This window comes from uncultured Paenibacillus sp. (assembly GCF_963515335.1).
GTDB lineage: Bacteria > Bacillota > Bacilli > Paenibacillales > Paenibacillaceae > Paenibacillus_I.
Window position 1 is genome coordinate 22,755 of sequence record NZ_CAUPYC010000022.1, and the last position, 18,042, is coordinate 40,796.

At 60.3% G+C, this 18,042-nt stretch carries 23 protein-coding genes; all 23 read left to right on the top strand.

Annotated features, from left to right (window positions below; all coding sequences use genetic code 11):
* Window position 1 precedes the first annotated feature (1 nt).
* The 23 genes from RWM61_RS09400 to RWM61_RS09510 all read left to right on the top strand — a co-directional run bounded on the left by RWM61_RS09400 (window position 2) and on the right by RWM61_RS09510 (window position 18,009).
* The gene (locus RWM61_RS09400; RefSeq protein WP_313999896.1) at window positions 2–352 is read left to right on the top strand and encodes a type II toxin-antitoxin system PemK/MazF family toxin; all 351 of its coding nucleotides are present in this window, start codon (window positions 2–4) and stop codon (window positions 350–352) included.
* 97 nt (window positions 353–449) lie between these two features.
* Entirely contained in the window at window positions 450–734 is a 285-nt protein-coding gene (locus RWM61_RS09405) for a hypothetical protein (RefSeq protein WP_313999899.1), read from the top strand.
* A 154-nt stretch (window positions 735–888) separates the two neighbouring features.
* Window positions 889–1,611, top strand: coding sequence for an SAF domain-containing protein (locus RWM61_RS09410; RefSeq protein ID WP_313999902.1), 723 nt, complete (start codon window positions 889–891; stop codon window positions 1,609–1,611).
* Entirely contained in the window at window positions 1,608–2,447 is an 840-nt protein-coding gene (locus RWM61_RS09415; protein WP_313999905.1) for a hypothetical protein, read from the top strand. The genes RWM61_RS09410 and RWM61_RS09415 overlap by 4 nt, the downstream gene beginning before the upstream one ends.
* Window positions 2,444–3,790: an ATPase, T2SS/T4P/T4SS family gene (locus tag RWM61_RS09420; RefSeq protein WP_313999908.1), complete on the top strand. Its 1,347-nt coding sequence runs from the start codon at window positions 2,444–2,446 to the stop codon at window positions 3,788–3,790. The genes RWM61_RS09415 and RWM61_RS09420 overlap by 4 nt, the downstream gene beginning before the upstream one ends.
* Window positions 3,784–4,749: a hypothetical protein gene (locus tag RWM61_RS09425; RefSeq protein WP_313999911.1), complete on the top strand. Its 966-nt coding sequence runs from the start codon at window positions 3,784–3,786 to the stop codon at window positions 4,747–4,749. The genes RWM61_RS09420 and RWM61_RS09425 overlap by 7 nt, the downstream gene beginning before the upstream one ends.
* 40 nt (window positions 4,750–4,789) lie before the next feature.
* The gene (locus RWM61_RS09430; protein WP_313999914.1) at window positions 4,790–5,692 is read left to right on the top strand and encodes a hypothetical protein; all 903 of its coding nucleotides are present in this window, start codon (window positions 4,790–4,792) and stop codon (window positions 5,690–5,692) included.
* Window positions 5,693–5,707: 15 nt separating this feature from the next.
* On the top strand, window positions 5,708–5,857 hold the full coding sequence (locus RWM61_RS09435) for a hypothetical protein (protein ID WP_313999917.1): 150 nt from the start codon (window positions 5,708–5,710) through the stop codon (window positions 5,855–5,857).
* A gap of 30 nt (window positions 5,858–5,887) precedes the next feature.
* Window positions 5,888–6,034: a hypothetical protein gene (locus RWM61_RS09440; RefSeq protein WP_313999920.1), complete on the top strand. Its 147-nt coding sequence runs from the start codon at window positions 5,888–5,890 to the stop codon at window positions 6,032–6,034.
* Window positions 6,031–6,456 (top strand): hypothetical protein, encoded by a 426-nt coding sequence (locus tag RWM61_RS09445; protein WP_313999923.1) that lies wholly within the window; start codon window positions 6,031–6,033, stop codon window positions 6,454–6,456. Before RWM61_RS09440 ends, RWM61_RS09445 begins: the two co-directional genes overlap by 4 nt.
* Before the next feature lie 185 nt (window positions 6,457–6,641).
* Window positions 6,642–7,130, top strand: a complete 489-nt coding sequence (locus tag RWM61_RS09450) for a hypothetical protein (protein ID WP_313999926.1) — start codon at window positions 6,642–6,644, stop codon at window positions 7,128–7,130.
* A 235-nt stretch (window positions 7,131–7,365) separates the two neighbouring features.
* A complete protein-coding gene (locus RWM61_RS09455; RefSeq protein ID WP_313999929.1) occupies window positions 7,366–8,583 on the top strand; it encodes a Xaa-Pro peptidase family protein in 1,218 nt (405 codons plus the stop codon).
* Between the two features lie 575 nt (window positions 8,584–9,158).
* Complete coding sequence (gene sigY, locus RWM61_RS09460) at window positions 9,159–9,701, top strand: RNA polymerase sigma factor SigY (protein ID WP_313999932.1); 543 nt, start codon at window positions 9,159–9,161, stop codon at window positions 9,699–9,701.
* Window positions 9,685–10,122, top strand: a complete 438-nt coding sequence (locus RWM61_RS09465) for a YxlC family protein (protein ID WP_313999935.1) — start codon at window positions 9,685–9,687, stop codon at window positions 10,120–10,122. Before sigY ends, RWM61_RS09465 begins: the two co-directional genes overlap by 17 nt.
* Window positions 10,110–10,355 carry a sigmaY antisigma factor component gene (locus RWM61_RS09470; RefSeq protein WP_313999938.1) on the top strand — a complete coding sequence of 82 codons (246 nt, stop codon included), beginning with the start codon at window positions 10,110–10,112 and terminating at the stop codon, window positions 10,353–10,355. Before RWM61_RS09465 ends, RWM61_RS09470 begins: the two co-directional genes overlap by 13 nt.
* Window positions 10,348–10,542 carry a PLD nuclease N-terminal domain-containing protein gene (locus RWM61_RS09475; protein WP_313999941.1) on the top strand — a complete coding sequence of 65 codons (195 nt, stop codon included), beginning with the start codon at window positions 10,348–10,350 and terminating at the stop codon, window positions 10,540–10,542. The genes RWM61_RS09470 and RWM61_RS09475 overlap by 8 nt, the downstream gene beginning before the upstream one ends.
* A gap of 27 nt (window positions 10,543–10,569) precedes the next feature.
* Window positions 10,570–10,974 (top strand): hypothetical protein, encoded by a 405-nt coding sequence (locus RWM61_RS09480; protein WP_313999943.1) that lies wholly within the window; start codon window positions 10,570–10,572, stop codon window positions 10,972–10,974.
* 142 nt (window positions 10,975–11,116) lie between these two features.
* Entirely contained in the window at window positions 11,117–11,503 is a 387-nt protein-coding gene (locus tag RWM61_RS09485) for an ATPase (RefSeq protein WP_313999946.1), read from the top strand.
* A 322-nt stretch (window positions 11,504–11,825) separates the two neighbouring features.
* Window positions 11,826–12,113, top strand: a complete 288-nt coding sequence (gene gatC, locus RWM61_RS09490; protein WP_313999977.1) for an Asp-tRNA(Asn)/Glu-tRNA(Gln) amidotransferase subunit GatC — start codon at window positions 11,826–11,828, stop codon at window positions 12,111–12,113.
* A 130-nt stretch (window positions 12,114–12,243) separates the two neighbouring features.
* A complete protein-coding gene (gatA, locus tag RWM61_RS09495; protein ID WP_399538293.1) occupies window positions 12,244–13,686 on the top strand; it encodes an Asp-tRNA(Asn)/Glu-tRNA(Gln) amidotransferase subunit GatA in 1,443 nt (480 codons plus the stop codon).
* Window positions 13,687–13,702: 16 nt separating this feature from the next.
* Window positions 13,703–15,148, top strand: a complete 1,446-nt coding sequence (gene gatB, locus RWM61_RS09500; RefSeq protein WP_313999952.1) for an Asp-tRNA(Asn)/Glu-tRNA(Gln) amidotransferase subunit GatB — start codon at window positions 13,703–13,705, stop codon at window positions 15,146–15,148.
* A 221-nt stretch (window positions 15,149–15,369) separates the two neighbouring features.
* Entirely contained in the window at window positions 15,370–16,065 is a 696-nt protein-coding gene (locus RWM61_RS09505; RefSeq protein ID WP_313999981.1) for an MgtC/SapB family protein, read from the top strand.
* A gap of 24 nt (window positions 16,066–16,089) precedes the next feature.
* The gene (locus tag RWM61_RS09510; protein WP_313999955.1) at window positions 16,090–18,009 is read left to right on the top strand and encodes a DUF4097 family beta strand repeat-containing protein; all 1,920 of its coding nucleotides are present in this window, start codon (window positions 16,090–16,092) and stop codon (window positions 18,007–18,009) included.
* The last annotated feature ends 33 nt before the right edge of the window (window positions 18,010–18,042 follow it).

Below are 18,042 nucleotides of genomic sequence, written 5' to 3' on the forward strand. Positions count from 1 at the left end.
CTTGATCGTTAAACGCGGCGATGTGTTTTTCGCGGATTTATCACCGGTCGTCGGATCGGAGCAGGGCGGCGTACGTCCCGTGTTGGTCATTCAGAATGACATCGGCAACCGCTTCAGCCCTACGGTCATCGTGGCGGCGATTACGGCGCAAATCCAGAAGGCGAAGCTGCCGACCCACGTCGAGATCGACGCGAAGACGCATGGCTTCGACAGGGATTCGGTCATTTTGCTTGAGCAGATCCGGACGATCGACAAGCAGCGGTTGACCGACAAAATTACGCATTTGGACGACGAAACGATGCGCAAGGTCGACGAGTCGCTGCAAATCAGCGTAGGACTGATTGATTTTTAACAAACGAATGAGAAAACGAGGGAGCCGACGGTGTCGGTTCTTTTGTGATAGACAGATCGGAAGCCGCTGCCCTACAATCTAAACAAATGTGGAAATCATGTTCCGGACGGCCCGCACCGAGCTGATCCGCCGGTATACGTTTCCGGTTTGGGCTTATTTCCGCAAGGTGCTGGAGGCCGGCAGGGAGCAGGGGGTTTTTCGTTTCCGGTCGCTCGACCACACGTTCATGTCGCTTGTCGGCGCGATTCTGTACCAGAACAAGGCGGATTATTTCGCTCCGCTGCTCGGCGACGCGGAGGCGTATACCGACAATCTGATCGAGGAATTGACGGCGTTCATTCTCCATGCTATCGGGATTTCGACGCCGGCTGCGGATAAATGACAAAATTTTCTGTGAATGTATAGACAAGAGAAGGGGTTTTTGGTAGACTAACGACAACAAAGCACCTATTTGTTGAAGCTACGCAATGCGAAGAACGCATGCAACGGGCTAAGCCCTTTGCTGCGTTCTTTTTTGTTGCCCGGGGGGAGTTTACGTGAACAGGAAACGCAATCTGGCGGTAAGTCTTACGGCTGCCGCATTGGCTGCAGCGCTGGTCTACGGCGTATACGAGCTGCAATTGAGGCAAATCGATTTGCAGGAAACGGTGCGCGTGGTGGTGCCCGTCCGGTTTATTCCGGCGGGGGAGCGGCTGACGGAGAAGGAGCTGGGATGGAAGGCGATCGCCAAGGCATCCTTCGAGCCGGGTATGCTGCGGAGCATGGATCAAGCCGCCGGGATGGAAACCGCCATTCCGATCGGGGAAGGAGAGCCGATTCTGGATTGGAAGCTGGACCGGTTCCGGCTGCTGCCGAATCGTGACGAATTGACGTTTCAAATTCCGAAAGCCTATGTGCTGTCGGTCTCCAGCGGCATTCGGGCCGGCGACCGGGTGATGCTGTACGTTTCCGGCGAGGGAGCCGTTTCGGAGAGGCTTTTCGATGCGCCCGTCACTGTGGCATCGGTCAAGACCTCGGCCAATCTGGAAATCGACGACCCGCAGAACTCGAATTTGCTGTCGATGGCAAGCGGCAACCGGGAGCGAATGTACGCCTCCCGCAGGGATGCCAACGGGACGATTGACGTCGTTAATCTGAATCTGACCGAAGAGCAGTGGCTGCGCATTGACGGCTTAGTCAAGGACGGCAAGGCCAAGCTGGTCGTGGCGTTCAGCCCGGAATCGCCGCTGTCCGGACGGACGGGGGGGAACGGATCGTGAGCAGCTCGCCGCTTGTCGTCTTCACGGGTACGACGCCGAATATAGGCACTACGCTGGCCGCATTCGCTTCAACCGTTCGCATGGCGGAAATAAGCGGTCAACCGATCGGCTATTTATGCCTGAACCTGAAAAGCTCCAAGCTCCACCGGTACCTGCGCGTGGAGAAGCCGGCGGTCACGCTCGATCGTTTGCGTCCCGAGCTGCAAGCCCGCACGCTGTCGCCGGAGAAGCTGAAGCTGGCTGCGTTTCGGCCGCCCGCGTTTCCCCGCGTGCATATTTTGTTCGGCAATATGCTGCGGGACCAGGCGGAGTTTTTCGGACCGGAAGAGGTGGAGCACCTGCTTGATACGGCCAGGGAGGCATTCCGTATGACGGTGGCCGATGTCAGCGCGTACTGGGACAATGCGGCAACCGTTACCGCGTTGCGGAAGGCGGACAGCCGGATCGCGGTTACGACGCCGGCCTTGTCGCACTTCCAGGAGGACGGCAGACGCGGGCTTGGCCAGTCCTCTCCCTTGTTCGGCGTGCCGGCGGACGCCTATGACCTCGTTATCGTACGACCGCCATGGAGAAACGGAGGGTTTTCGATGAAGGACGTGCAGAAAGAAACCGGACTTTCCCCGCTTGGGGAGTTGCGTTTGACGGAGCCGATGCTCACTCTCTTGGACAGCGGCAGGCTCGATGAATGGCTGGCCGGAGACGAGGGCGGCAAGCGTGCCATGGCGGCGGAGGCGGAGCGGCTGATGAGCCGGCACGGCGTCCGTTTCGGCCGGCCGGCTGCCGCGCAGCCCTGGTATCGGAAGCTGCTGGCGCACCGGAACGGAGTGGGCCTGTGAGCGGCGAACAGCCGCGCAGTCCTGTCCGCTTCTCGCCTTCGGACTATGCGGCCAAGCTGCGGCTCGCGCTGCCTGAAGAGCCCGGCATGCCGCCGGACGGCGGGCATAAGGCAAGCTCGCCGACCGATTTCCGCAAGCTTGCGGAAGACATCCGCAATTATGTGGCCGCGCCGCGCGGCATGACGGAGGAGGAACGAAGAAGCTACAGCGAGCGGCTGAACCGTGCGGTGCTGGGCTTTCCGAAGGAGCGGGCGGAGCTGCTGGCCGTCATCTCGGACCGGTTGATCCGCAAGCGGGTGCATCGGCTGCCGGATTACCGGCATCCTTATGAAAGTCTGGCCGAGGCGCTGTTCGCGGAGGTGATCGGCTTGAATGTGCTGGAGCTCGTGCTGCGGAATAAGGAGGGCCTGGAAGAAATCCAGGTTGTGGGCACACGCATTTACGAGGTGCGGGAAGGCAGGACTGCGCCATCGGCCTATCGGTTTTCTTCCGTCACGGAGGTCGAACGAATCCAGCAGAATCTGGTCCTGTTCAACAACGACCGAATCAATCCGCGCAAACGGTGGGCGGAAGTTTCGTTAAGCGACGGCGCGCGCGTGACGATGACCGGCTTCGGCTTTACGGCGGACCCGACGCTGACGATTCGGTTCTACACGGTGAAGCGCTTTTCGCTGGCGGCGTTGTGCGAGCCCGAGTTCGGCACAATGGATGAAGCCGTTCGCCGTCTGCTGCTCGGCTTGCTGAAGGCAAGGCTCAACCTGGTCGTAATCGGTCCGACGAATTCGGGCAAAACCCATCTGCTGAAAGCAATGCTGGCGGAAGTGCCGGACGAAGAGCGGATCGTCACGATCGAGAGCCGGTTTGAAATGATGCTGCGCAAGGAATTTCCGGACAAGAACGTTATCGAATATGAGACGGACGAAGAGGATCCGCTGCACAGGTCCGCGCAAGCGTTCAAGCTGGCGCTCCGGCAATCCCCGCACCGCATCGTTCATGCGGAGATCCGGGACGAGGATGCGAATATTTACGTCCGGGCTTGCACCAGGGGCCACTCAGGCAGTATGACGACCGTGCATGCCAATGCTTTGGAGGACGTGCCGGATGCGATCACGGATATGTGCATGCTCGACGGGCGCGCCATGAATCCGGAACGGCTTGCGAAACGGATCGCGGCGTATGTTACGCAGGTCGGCATCGAAATGCAGATGGTGAACGGCCGACGCCGAATCGTTCGGATCGGCAGGTACGTTTGGCGGCACGGGGGCATCGCCGTGGATGACTGGGCGCGGTACGATCCCCGTTCGGACAGCTGGCGGATTCGGCAGGAGGCTCCGGTATGCTGAGCGGGCGGGTGGAGGACTGGTGGTTGGCGGATTGGCGAATGACGGCCGCCGCGTGCGCCTTGTATCTGTTGTCGTTCGTAGCCATTGAACGGCTGCTGCGCTTGTATGGGTTGCGCGGTGAAACGGCTGCCCGCTTGGATTATCGTCGGCGGGAAGACTGGGGTGCCAAGCTGGACAGGCTGCTGGCCCGCTTTGAAAGTCCCTACGGGCATCTGGCGGTGCTGCTGGAAAGCGTCCGTTGGCGGATTAAACCGTCAAGCTTCGCATTGCTGTCCGGCATGCTGCTTATTACCGGCTTTGCGGCAGGCGGACTGCTCGTCCAGAGCCCGAAAGGAGCGATCCTGATGGCTGGGCTCGCCGGCGGCATGCCGTATTTGGCGCTGCGGATTGTGCTTACGCAGCGGCAGCTCCAGATCCGGCTGGAGTTTCTCCCCGCTGTCGAGCTGTTCTACCAGTGCTATATGATCACAGGGGGAAAGCAGGTCCGCAATGCGCTGCAGCGGACGGTCGAGGAACGCCGCCTGCTTGGTCCGATGCAGCCGGTGTTCGATCAGTTGTACCGCAATCTGTCCGTTAAAGGCGACGACGAGGCAAGCCTGCGGATTTTTTCCGCGGCGCTGGGCCATATATGGGGCGACTATTTCGCGAATATTTTGCGTGTCGCGCTTGCGGAGGGCTGCCCGGTAGCCGACAGCCTGAAGCGGCTGATCGACGATATGCGCCAAGCGCAGCGCGCCAATCAGCTGGAGCGCAACCGGCTGCTGGAAATCCGGTTGGCGAACTTTTCGCCTATTCTGTTCCTGGCGTTATTTCTCGGCATTAACTTTCAGTACAACCCGGACAACGCCTATACGTACTATGTGCTTGACCCGAACGGAAGAGACATGCTGCTTAACGCGCTCGCGCTGATTTTCAGCTCGTTCGTCATGGGACTCTATTTGTCGCGCAAAAAAATGTAGGGCACCGGTGGGCCGGCGCTGTGGGGAAGGAGATTTACGAGTGAATGAAACATTATTGCGGCTCGTAACGGGCGGTGTGCTGGCGGCTCAATTCGGCCTCGGCTTCATAGCCGTCAGCACGTTGCTGCGCGCACTGCTGAAGCGGAGGCCCCGATGGGCGCACCTGCCAATGGAAGATGGAACCGGAACCGGCCGGCGTCTTCCGGACCGATGGCTGCGCATCGGTGGATTTTCACGGGCCAGCCCTTCTTTCCTGGAGCGTGAATCGCTGCTGGCCGGCTGCGGCTTCACCGCCGATGCGGCGATTTACGCGGTCGGTCGGCGAGCGGCGTTGCTGCTGTTCGGAACGGCCGGGACGGCTGCCGCTTTATTTCCGGCGAACATACCGATCCAGGGGCTCTCGCCATTCGCGCTTGCCGTCGTATGTCTGCTTGCCGCAACGGCCTGCTGGCTGGACAAGCCGTTATTGGAAGCCTTTCGGCGGTATCGGGGGCAGCGGATTATGAGGGAGCTGAACGCCGTCAGCAACCAGCTGCTTTATTTTGCGGGCACCTCGATGAATCTGCATGTGAAGCTGATGCGCTGCGTACCGTATACGTCGGCGATCCGTCCCGACATGCAGCGTATGCTGGGTGAATGGTACCACGACGCCGGGGATGCGATCCGGCGGTTCAAACAGCGGATCGGGACGCCGGAGGGAGCGGGCTTCGCGGAGACGATCGAAGCGCTGCGGCTGCATGAGGACGAGGCTTATTATGAACTGCTCAAGGAGCGGGTCGCCGATTACAAGGCCAAGCTGGAGCTGGTCCGGGAGAGCCGCAAGGAATCGGCGTCTTATGCATTGTTCGTGATTGCGGGCGCACCGATCCTGTATACGTTCCAGATCTTCATTTACCCATGGGTGCAGGAAGGACAGAAGCTGTTTCAGTCTTTGAATTCGTAGGAGGGATGAAAACGGATGCGTAATATTCTTATGACCGTGATGCTGCTGGTCGTGGTCGTGCTGTTGTTCAACTCGGTTATCGCCCAGGACGGTACGGGAACGCAAGCACAGATTCAATCGCAGGGGGACTCCGCCAACAGCCGGATCGGCGCGTTGAATCCGTAGACACATTTGGTCGAAAAGGGGGGCCGGTTGATGAGAGCTATTTTGATGACGGTCATGCTGCTGGTCACGGCGGTTCTTCTGTATACCGCGATGGCCGAGGGGGAGACCGGTACAAAGGCGCTGCTGGAGCGTTCCGGCAGTGCGATAGGCGAGTCGATTCGGAGGCTTAGCCCGTGAAATCGCTGCTTGTATTCGTTCTTTTCGCGACGACGCTTTGTTGGCTTATGTTTTCTCCGATTTACAAGCATGTGCTGATCGTACGCCAGGCCGTGCTTCAGAAGGAAGTCGACTATCTGCTCGAAATCGGCGCGAACGGCGATCACGGCTACATCGACGCGGAGATGACGGCGGCTTCGAGGCAACGGCTGGCGGGTTACGGCCTAAGGCCGGAGGACATCGAGTATGAAGCGGCTTCAACAACCGGCGCCGCGGCGGACAATCCGGCGGCGCCGCTGACACGCGGAACGGGACTGGAGCTTACCATTCGCTATCCGTACGAGCGGCTGTTTGAAATCGACCGGCTGGTCGGGCTTGCGCCTCCTGGCGGCAATGCAAGGATAAGCGCCTACGGCATGAAGATGAGCGAATACGTGCCGTAAGCGACAGGGAGATGGCGGGTGCAGGGTACATGTGGCCGTACACCGCCATGCAGCGCCGCCGCGACATACGCCGGAAAAGGCGCGCGACGGAAGACATAGTGCCGACAGGAATACTCTAATAGGCAGGTGATTGTGAAAAGGAGCGAGCAAATCGCTGAGTAATGAAAGGGGTTGAATAAGAACGGATGTACAAGCTGCTCCTGCTGACGATGCTGTCCGTCGTCTGGATGATGATGCAGACGCTGCAGCTCGACGAGGAGCTGGCCATACGCACGTTGTTTTACGGCAAGCATGCGGTAAACCGCGCCGTTCATGCGGCAGCGCAGCAGCTCGATCCTGAAGCGTTGGCGGACGGGGTGGTCCGCATCGATCCGGAAGCGGCCGAAGCGGCTGCTCTCACTTATCTGCAGGCCAATCTGCTGATCGATCAGACCGGCGTGCCCCTGCCCGGCACTCGTCTTCGCGAGCGGGTGGAGGTGCTCGTCTTCCGGATCGTGAACGAAGGCGAGTCGTTTCCCTACACCTACAGGAATGAAACTTATGATTATGAGGTGACGCTGCGGAAGCCGGGCGTGGTCATGATCGTCCGGCTTCGCAATCCGCGCGTTTTCACGATGCTGGAGCCGATCGAGTGGGCGATCAAGGGGGCGGCGGAAACGGTGACGGCGGACTGAAGATTTTGAGCAGGCCAAGATCATTTTATGCTGGAACGCTAAGCTGGCACGCCCCTATTTTTATTCTTGAAAATTAGTTCGTTACCGTTGGCGGCTTTGGCCTGAGTATGTGGTTCGACCACCATCATGCAACACCGCAACGCGAGTCGGGAAAATGACTGCAGCATGGCAAACGTACAGCCGCGATGGTACACTGTTCGCAGGATAACATCGATCTCGTTCGGAGGTGTGCTGTATGTATGAGCTTTTGCCGGCAGGGGAATCGGCGGCGCGGATTGAACGTTTGCAAGCGGTGCTGCGGGAAGAAGGCGCGGAAGGACTGCTCGTCTCGCAAAGCACCGATCTTTATTATTTGACCGGCACGATGCAAGCCGGCTATGCGTTTGTTCCGGCAGAAGGCGAACCGGCGTTATATATCCGGCGGAGCCTGGAGCGGGCCCGGCGCGAGTCGCGCATCCGCACGGTTGAACTCGGGTCGTTTCGTATGTTCGCTGCGACGCTGGAGGCCGATTTTCCGGTCCTCTCGAAGGGCGAGTCCGTGTGTGTGGCGGCACCGCTGGATGCATTGCCGGCGCAAACGTATGTAAAGCTGACGGAGCTGTTCGCCTCCATCGGCGTGCGGATTACCGACGGATCGTCTGTGATGCGGCGGCTTCGGATGACCAAGTCCCCGTGGGAGCTTGAGCGGATATCGTCAGCCGCGGCTGCTGCGGCGGAAGCGCTTGAGGAGTCGTTGAACGGGCTGCGCGAGGGCGTCACCGAGCTGGAATGGATGGCGCGCTTCGAGTACGAGATTCGCCGGCGCGGCCATATCGGCGTCATGCGCATGCGCGCCTACAATATGGAGGTGCTCACCGGCATGGTCGGCTCCGGAGCGGCGGCAGCGGAGCCGACGCTCTTCGACGGTCCTGCCGGCGGCCGGGGATTGGGGCCGGCCGTGCCGCAAAGCGTCAGCCGCAAGCCGTTCGCCCGCAATGAACCGATCCTGATCGACATCGGCTGCTGCATCGACGGCTATGTGATCGACCAGACGCGCACCGCCGTCATCGGGGAGCTGCCGGAGAAGCTTGCGGCTGCATACGACACTGCGGAGCGGATCATGCGCCGGGCGCAGGAACTGCTCGTTCCGGGAACGACCGCCGAAGCGCTGTACGCGGAGACGCTGCGTATGGCGGAAGCCGCCGGTCTGGCCGACCATTTCATGGGCTTCGGGGCGGACCGTGTTCGTTTTGTCGGCCACGGCATCGGACTTGAAGTGGACGAATGGCCCGTATTGGCCCAAGGCTTCGACATCCAGCTGGCGCCGGGCATGGTGCTCGCTGTCGAGCCGAAATTCACGTTCCCCGGCCTTGGCGTCGTCGGGATCGAGAACTGCTATGCCGTTACGGCTGGCAGGCCCCTCACGCTTACGCGCTCGCCCGAAGAACTGATCGTTGTGCCCCTGATGAACTGATTGATGAGCCGTTATGCTGCGAGGCCGAACAAACCCCGCCCTCGGCAGCAACATTCGATAATATTTCTACTGAGGCAGGGATTCTCCGGCTCTCAAGCACAAGTTCCGCTCTAGCTGGCGATTTCACACGTTTGAGACAGGGGATATTCCGCTCTCAGCGTATAAATTTGCTGTACATTATGTTGAGGCGGGGATTTTCCCGGTCTCAGCAACCGTTCAGGATCCGGCATTTGCAAGGCGGCCATCAGCCGCTTGCGGAAGCCGGATTTTTTGCCGTTTCGTTCCCCGAACTGCCCGCCATGCCTGACCCCCCCGCATCATCCGCTGAGCCAGGCATCATGCCCGAACCAGCCCTAGTCGGTTATCGAACCTTTCCACCTTACCCGACCCGCCCGCAACAGCTGCGTTTTGCCTATGCCTGCTGACCTGTTCATTGTTCATTTTACAGCCCGGTTATCCGAAGTCTCTTAAAACGACCCTTTTTGAATGCAAAAAATTTTTCACCGGTGCGTGAACGTTTTGATGCCGCCGGACGTCATATGGTCGATTCCGGAATTGGAGGGGGCTGCTTGCACGTGACGCAAGCCGAAGAGACATTATGGAAGCAAGCCCGCAGCGACAGCAAGGCCATGGCCGTCCTGCTGCAGCAGCACTACGCTTTTCTGTACAAATACATGCTCAAGGCGACGATGAACCGGACAATCGCGGAAGACCTCGTGCAGGATACGATGCTGAAGGCGATCGAGAACATTGCGTCCTATCATGGCAAATCGAAATTTTCGACTTGGCTCATATCGATCGGCACCCGGCTTTATCTCGACGCACTGAGGCGCGGCAAACGCGAGCGCAAATGGCAGGAGACGGAGCAGGCTCAGGCGCTTCGGGCGCTGAAGTACGAGGCCGCGTCGGCGGGGAGCGATTTTCCCGAGGCGATGGAGGCGCTGGCCGGGATGGAGGAACACGTCCGGCTGCCGATTCTGCTGAAATATTATTACGGCTACACGGTCGATGAAATTGCGGCCTGGATGGATATTCCGGCGGGAACGGTTAAATCGCGGATGCATAACGGCATGAAACGGTTGAGAAAGGAGCTGAGCGAGCATGACAACGGGGCGTAAACGGGGCGACAAGTCGGCGAAGGCCCAGCGGCAACAGAAACAAGGACGCGAAAATGAACACACGAGGCGTTCGGGGCCTGCGGCTGAAATGGAGGTCGGCGACCTCGAAACCGAGCAATGGCTGAACGAGAGCCTGCGCCGGTTCGACGCCATGTTCGAGCCGCCCGCGCCGAGCCTGCAAGCGCTGCAGGAGCTTGCGGACAACGGCCGCAAAGCGGCGAATCGCAAGCTGTGGCGCGATCTCGTTTTGTTCTGGATCGTGGGCTGTATCGTCACCGGCGGCGTCATGCTGCTCCTGAAGAGCGATATTGTCTGGTTCGCCGCGCTTCAGGCCGCCGCAGCAGTCGCCGGAGTCGCATTTGCCGCCGTCACGGGCAAGAGGAGAACGGCTGAGAGGACGGGGAGCAAATGGGCGAACTGAACCTGGACGGCCTGAACGAGCTGAGGGATTTGCCGCTGTGGTTGCTCATCGTACTGCCTGTCATCCTGCTGTCGCAAGCGACCTGGCTGTTCCTCGACGCCCGCAAGCGCGCGAAATACCCGTGGTTCTGGGGACTATGGGGATTGATCCAAACGCCGATGCCTTTCATACTCTATTGGCTGATCGTGCGGATCGACTGGAAGAAGATCAAGAGGGGGAAATCAAATGGATAATCAAACGTTAATAACAGTTGTCATTCCGATACTTGTGCTGCAGCTCATCCTGCTCATCACCGCGCTGACCGTCTTAATCCGGGCCGAGCAAACCCGCAGACCAAAATGGATGTGGGCGCTGATCATTGTGTTCGTCAACATTTTCGGGCCGATCGCGTTTTTCCTGTTCGGCAGGAAGGCGGACTGAATATGGCGCTCGTTCGACATCGGCTATTTGCCGCAAACGCCTCCGCTGTACGGCTGGATGACCGGCCTCGAGTTTCTCGTCCACTGCGGCCGGCTTTGCGGCATGCTCGTGCTGCGAAGCCTGCTGCTGTATTGGGTGTCGCTGGCCATCATCGGCACGCTGACGATTCTGTTCAGCTCGCTGCTTCGCAGCGCGGCGGGCGCCGCATTTTCCGCGCTGGGCGCGGTGGCCGTGCTGTCGGTCCTCTCCGCGCTGTTCGCAGACGCGCTCGCCTGGAGCCCGAGCCGTCTGTCGGGCTACGCGGCATCGCTGCTCATAACGGGCACGGTCGAGGCAGCCGTATGGCCGGCCCTCGCGGTAACCGTCGTGTGCGCCGCTGCCGCGCTGACCGCCGCGGTCGGCGCTTTGAGCAGGCGGCCCTCGCTCGACTGAATCTGCGGGCCGCGCGTATCTCTCAGACTTCGATTTGCACCGGACTCTATTTTTTTGTAGGATAGAGTCATAGGCCTACAAGACTTACATCATGCTGCAAAGCTGCAAGACTTATAGGTACGGTTGGTGGGGGGCGAGAGCGATGTTCAAGCTTGGCCAGAAAATCGTCATTGTGGCGGATCAATTCGAACAGAATTTGCCGATCGGAGATCATGCTTATGTCATCGCCTACGATCGTAATGCGGACAATGCATTCGACTATGTTATTCGGGTGCCGAAGGCGAACAAAAACTTTTTCGTGCCGGCGGGCGACGTCGAGCTTGAGGAAACGCTGCTGTCCCAGGAGGCGGACCGCGTGGAACGGGAGGCGCTGATCGATTTCGCGCTCGCGACGCATAACGAGGAGCTGTTCAGGCGGATCATGAACGGCGGCGATGAGCTTGCCGAGGCGCTTGATGAAGAGGGCGTAAGCGAAGTGCAAACGCGCGAGGATTTCATCAGGCAGATCAACCTGAAGGCATGGATCTGATCGACCGCAGCGCAAGGCGTTTTTCCGGGCAGCCGGAAGGACGCTTTTTTTGTTCTTCCAGCTCTGTTGAATAAGGAGTTAATGGTGTGCGCCGATCGATAAATAACGGAAAATCTTTCATGTAAGCATCGCGGGAATCTTGCCAGATAATTGTCGTTCAAGACTTCAAGGAGGGTTCCCGGAGCATATGCCTTCGCGAAGCAAGCTTAGGGCTTGAGCAAGGCTTGCAGCGTGCAACGTACAATCCGCATTGAGTTGCGGACGGGCTGTAGGCTATAATGGGAAGAATGAGCGAATGAGCCAAGAGGAGGTAACGCAAGCGATGAGCATTACGATCAAGGATGTCGAGCATGTCGCCAATCTGGCGCGGCTTGAGCTGTCCGGCGAAGAGAAAGAGGTCTTCACCGGACAGCTCAACGCGATCCTGAAATATGCGGAAAAGCTGAACGAGCTGGATACGGCCGATGTCCAGCCGACCACCCATGTTCTGCCGATCACGAACGTCATGCGCGAGGATGAGAAGCGCCCGTCGTGGCCGGTCGAGCAGGTGATGAAGAACGCGCCGGACGAAGAGGACGGCCAATTCCGCGTGCCGGCGGTGCTGGAGTAGCGCTCCGGCATCCTGCACGGCCGACGGAGCGCGGGCCGCGGACTGCGGATCGCCGATGACGCCGCGCACCGACAACCATGCACCATGCTGCACCTTTTGAAGGGGGGAACCGCTGTTGGCAGCTTTTGATATGCGCCTGCAGGATTTGCATAATCAAATGAACAATAAACAATTGACCGTCGCCGACCTGGTCGACGAGTCGTACCGCCGGATCGCGGAGACGGAGCCGAAGATCCGGGCGTTCATTACGTTGGACGAGGAGAACGCGCGCAAGCAGGCGGCGGAGATGGACCAAGCGCTGCAGGCGGGCGGCGAGCGCGGCTTGCTTTTCGGCTTGCCGGCAGGCATCAAGGACAACATTGTGACGGAAGGGCTGCTGACGACGTGCGCCAGCCAATTCTTGCGCAACTATAATCCGATTTTCGACGCCACCGTGACGAAAAAGCTGAAAGCCGAGCAATCGGTCACGATCGGCAAGCTGAACATGGACGAGTTCGCCATGGGCGGCTCCAACGAGAATTCCAGCTTCCATCCGTCGTACAACCCGTGGAACACGGAGCGCGTGCCGGGCGGCTCGAGCGGCGGCTCGGCGGCGGCGGTTGCGGCCGCACAAGTGTATTTCGCGCTCGGCTCGGACACCGGCGGGTCGATCCGCCAGCCTGCCGCCTACTGCGGCGTCGTCGGTCTCAAGCCCACCTACGGCCTCGTATCGCGCTTCGGCCTGGTCGCTTTCGCTTCTTCGCTTGACCAGATCGGGCCGATCACGAAAAACGTCGAGGATTCCGCATACGTGCTGCAGGCGATCGCCGGCTACGACCCGCACGATTCGACGTCGGCGAACGTGAGCATTCCCGATTATACGTCCGCGCTCAGCGGCGACGTGCGCGGCCTGCGCATCGGCGTGCCGAAGGAATATCTCGGAGAAGGCATCGACCCGCAGGTGAAGGAAGCGGTCATGGCAGCTTTGAAGGTATATGAAGGACTCGGCGCGACGTGGGAGGAGGTTTCGCTTCCGCATACGGAATACGCGATCGCCGCGTATTATTTGCTGGCATCCTCGGAAGCGTCGTCCAACCTGGCGCGCTTCGACGGCGTCCGCTATGGCGTGCGCGCCGACAATCCGGACAACCTGATCGACCTGTACCGCAAATCGCGCAGCCAGGGGTTCGGCTCCGAAGTGAAGCGCCGGATCATGCTCGGCACCTATGCGCTGAGCTCGGGCTATTACGACGCGTATTACCTGAAGGCGCAGAAGGTGCGGACGCTGATCAAGCAGGATTTCGACAACGTGTTCGAGCGTTTCGACGTCATTGTGGGGCCGACGGCGCCGACGACGGCGTTCAGGATCGGCGAGCAGGTGAACGATCCGCTGACGATGTATCTGAACGATATTTGCACGATTCCGGTCAACCTGGCCGGCGTGCCCGCGATCAGCGTGCCGTGCGGTTTGGCGGACGGCCTGCCGGTCGGCCTGCAAATCATCGGCAAGGCGTTCGACGAGACGACGGTGCTGCGCGCGGCTTACGCTTATGAGCAGTCGACCGAGCATCACAAGCTGCGTCCGCAGCTGTAGGAGGAGCGAGAAACCCATGACGCAAGCAACCAAATACGAAACGGTCATCGGGCTGGAAGTGCACGTGGAGCTGCATACCGAGAGCAAAATTTTCTGTGGTTGCTCCACGGCCTTCGGCGCCCCGCCGAATACCCATACCTGTCCGGTCTGCCTCGGGCATCCCGGCGTCCTGCCGGTCCTCAACCGGCAGGCGGTCGAATACGCGATGAAGGCGGCGATGGCGCTCAATTGCGAGATCGGGGCGATCAGCAAGTTCGACCGCAAAAACTATTTTTATCCCGATTCGCCGAAGGCGTACCAGATTTCGCAGTACGACCGGCCGATCGGGCTGAACGGCTGGATCGACATCGAAGTGAACGGCGAGACGAAACGGATCGGCATCACGCGCCTCCATCTGGAGGAGGATGCGGGCAAGCTGACGCACGTGGACGGGGGCTATGCGTCGCTCGTTGACCTGAACCGCGTCGGAACGCCGCTGGTCGAGATCGTATCCGAGCCGGACATCCGCACGCCGGAGGAAGCGAAGGCGTATCTCGAGAAGCTCAAGGCGATCATGCAGTATTGCGAGGTGTCGGACGTGAAGATGGAGGAGGGCTCGCTGCGCTGCGATGCCAACATCTCGATTCGTCCGTGGGGGCAGGAGAAGTTCGGCACCCGCACCGAGCTGAAAAATATGAACTCGTTCCGTGGCGTGCAGCGCGGTCTCGAGTATGAGCAGTGGCGGCAGGCGGAGGTGCTGGACGGCGGCGGTACGGTGGTGCAGGAGACGCTGCGCTGGGACGACGCGGCCGGCCGCACGATCTCGATGCGCGGCAAGGAGGAAGCGCACGACTACCGCTATTTTCCGGATCCGGATCTTGTGCAGGTGCATATCGACGACGAATGGAAGGCGCGCGTGCGGGACTCGATTCCGGAGCTGCCGGACGCGCGCAAGGCGCGCTACACGGGCGAGCTCGGACTGCCGGCTTATGACGCGGGCGTCATTACGTCGTCCAAGAAGCTGGCGGATTTCTTCGAGGAAAGCCTGAACTATACGAAGGACGCCAAAGCGGTGTCCAACTGGATCATGGGCGATCTGCTCGGCTACCTGAACGCGAACGGGCTGGAGGCCGAGGCGGTGAAGATTACCGGCCAGGGGCTGGGAGAAATGATCGGTCTGATCGAGCAGGGAACGATCAGCAGCAAAATCGCCAAAACCGTGTTCAAGGAGATGCTGGAATCGGGCAAGCGTCCGCAGCAGATCGTCGAGGAGCAGGGGCTCGTGCAAATCAGCGACGAGGGCGCCATCAAGGCGGTCGTCGATCAGATCGTGACGAACAACCCGCAATCGGTCGAAGACTATAAGGCGGGCAAGGAAAAAGCGATCGGCTTCCTCGTCGGCCAGGTGATGCGGGAGACGAAGGGCAAGGCGAATCCGGCGCTCGTCAACAAGCTGTTGGTCGAGCGGCTGAATCAGCAATAAGAGGTTTCACGGCATGGCGAAGGCGCGTCCCGCGGGGGCGCGCCGTTTCAATTTCCCATCGCTGCGAGCCTCCGCCGGTTCCGGTGCGCTTGGCCGGTATGTTGCGATCCCGGGGGATCGCGTTTTGCAGGCATGAAGCCGGGTTAACCTCTATAAAACCCTCATAGTATGTTACAATATAACTATTGCGGAAAGGTTGTGAGCAGACGTTGTCATCCGTTATCGATAATCCCTGGTATATTAACGAGCTGGACATTTCGCTGCGCTTGTTGCTCGCCGTCCTGCTCGGCGGTTTGGTCGGCTTCGAGCGCGAGCAATCCAATCATGCGGCCGGCCTTCGAACGCACATCATGGTATGCCTGGGCTCCTGCCTGCTTATGTTGCTCTCCATTTACGGCTTCTCGGACTTCGTGAACCAATATAACGTGCGCGTCGACCCGGCCCGTCTCGCCGCAGCGGTCATTACGGGCATCGGCTTCCTCGGCGCCGGCACGATTCTGCATACGGGCAAGGCGATCACGGGACTGACGACCGCCTCGTCGATCTGGGTCGTGTCGGCGATCGGGCTCGGCGTCGGGGCCGGCTTTTATTTCGCGGCGATCATGGGCACCGGTATGGTTCTTTTCGTGCTGTGGGGCATGGATAAGATTGAAAGGAAGTTTTTCAACGGCAAGCGGGAACGGACCGTCGTCATCGCCGCCGACGACAGGCCGAAGCTGCTGCAGCCGGTTCAGGAGCTGCTTCAGCGGCAAGGCGTAAAAATCCGCAAAATATCCGTGCGCGACGATTCGACCGGCCATGAACCGGGCCGCCTGATCATTGAGGCGCAGGTGATGCTGCCGAAGCATGTGCAGGAAATGCTGCTGCTCGAGGAGCTCCGCAAGCTGGAGGGCGTGCACGCCGGCAGCGTGGAGTAGCGGAAGGAAGGGCGGCGCGATGTCATGACGCCAATGAAACGTTTCTGGGCCGCCCTGCTCTCCTTCACGGTGCCGGGGGCCGGACAATTGTATATCGGCCGTATCCGGACCGGGCTGATCCTGCTGCTGTCGGCGGTGGCGGTGACCGTCGCAATCGTTTATTACGCGGGCGTGTCGGGCGGCCGCTTTGCGTTGCTGCTCGTTTACCTGGGGCTGGCTCTTCCCGTTATCTATTTCTACAGCATGTACGATATCCTCCAGGCCACGTCCAAGTCCAAGGGAGCGCCAACCTCGGGCTCGCCGATTCCGGATGCGGCCGGCGCCGACGCCGATTCCGATTTTGCGGCCCGGCCGGCCGCAACCCGCTTGCAAGGGCTCGGTTTGATCGGCGCCGGTTTGCTGCTGCTGGCGCTCGTTCGGCCTACGGAGACGACCGAACGGTGGCTCATCCGGATCGGGGATTATTTGCCGGCTGCGGCCTTGCTGACGGTCGGGGCGCTGTTGTATGCCAAAAGGGGGAGGGCGATGTACCGTTTGGGGAGGATGACGGCAGCGGCCGTCATCGTGGCGGTCGGCGCCGTTTTATTATGGGATCAGGTGAAAGGGCGCAACGATATCGCGCTGCTTATTCATTGGTGGCCGGCGGTGCTTATTCTGCTCGGCATTGAGATTGTGGCCGTTTCGATCGGCGGCCGGACGACCCGGAAACGGCTGTCTTTCGACGCCGGCGGTTTTGTGCTGGCGGCCGTCATTGCGGTTGCGGCGGTCGGCGTGACGCAAATCAATGCGCTGCCTTTCAAGTGGATCGACCAATGGAAGGTCGATGTCGGCGGTATGACGGGCTTCGGCGAGGAGAAAGGCTTTCGGTATGCGAAAAAACCGGTCGCCGCAGACCTTTCGGACCACGCGCGGGTCCTGGTCATCGACAATCCGAACGGTGAAGTCACGGTGCGCGAGGGCGATGTCGAAGGCATTCGGGTCGAGGCGGTAGTCTGGGTGGATACCGAAGATCGGGCGGAAGCCGACGGAATCGCGGAGAAATCCACCGTCGACATAACCGGCGACGAGAAAGTGACCATCGCGGCCAAGGGGGCGGCGTTCGGCGTCAACGGAAGCAGGCAGCCGCGGATGAATCTGGTCGTGACGATTCCACGCATGCCTGATCCGGCGGTCGGTATGGACGCGATTATCGACTCAACGGTTCCGGATGCGGAGGCGGGAACGCCGGCATCGGCGCCGGCCGCGCCCGGGGAGGAGCCGGTTCCCGCGCCGCCGGCCCAGGAAGGCGCCTCCGAAGAGGGAAACGCGAACGCCCCTGAGGCCGGGCGCGGCCTGCAAACGATCGCCATTCAGGTCATGAACGGACCGATTAACGTATCCGGGCTGCGCGCCGGCGAGCGGGTCATCGCGGAGACCGCGAACGGGGAAATTGCGCTGCGGGATATTGGCGCTTCGGTGAAGGCGACGACCCGGAACGGCGGCGTTGAAGCTTTTGATATCGCCGGCGACGCGGAGGTCGAGACGTTCAACGGTACGATCCGCGCGGAGCGGATCGGCGGTCGGGCGGTCGTCTCAACCGTCAACGGCGGCATCAAGCTTGCCGCGGTGGAAGGCGATGTCGAAGCCGATACGAAGAACGGCGCCATCACGATCGCCGAAGCGCGGGGCGCTGTATACGCGGATACGCTTAACGGCCGGATCGAGGTGCGGAGCGCGACGGTAGGCGGGACATGGGATATCGGAAGCGCGGTAGGCGAAATCGCGCTTAATGTGCCGGAGAACGGCGACTACGAGGTATCGGGCTCCGTCACCTTCGGCGATATCGAGACCGACTTGCCGCTGGAAGTGAGCAAGAAATCGATCAAGGGCCGGATCGGCGAAGGAACGTACCGGATCGGCATCGACGCCAACAGCAGCATTGAAGTGAAGCGTTACCGGCCGTAATCGGACATCACAAATCGGACAACGACTAAACGG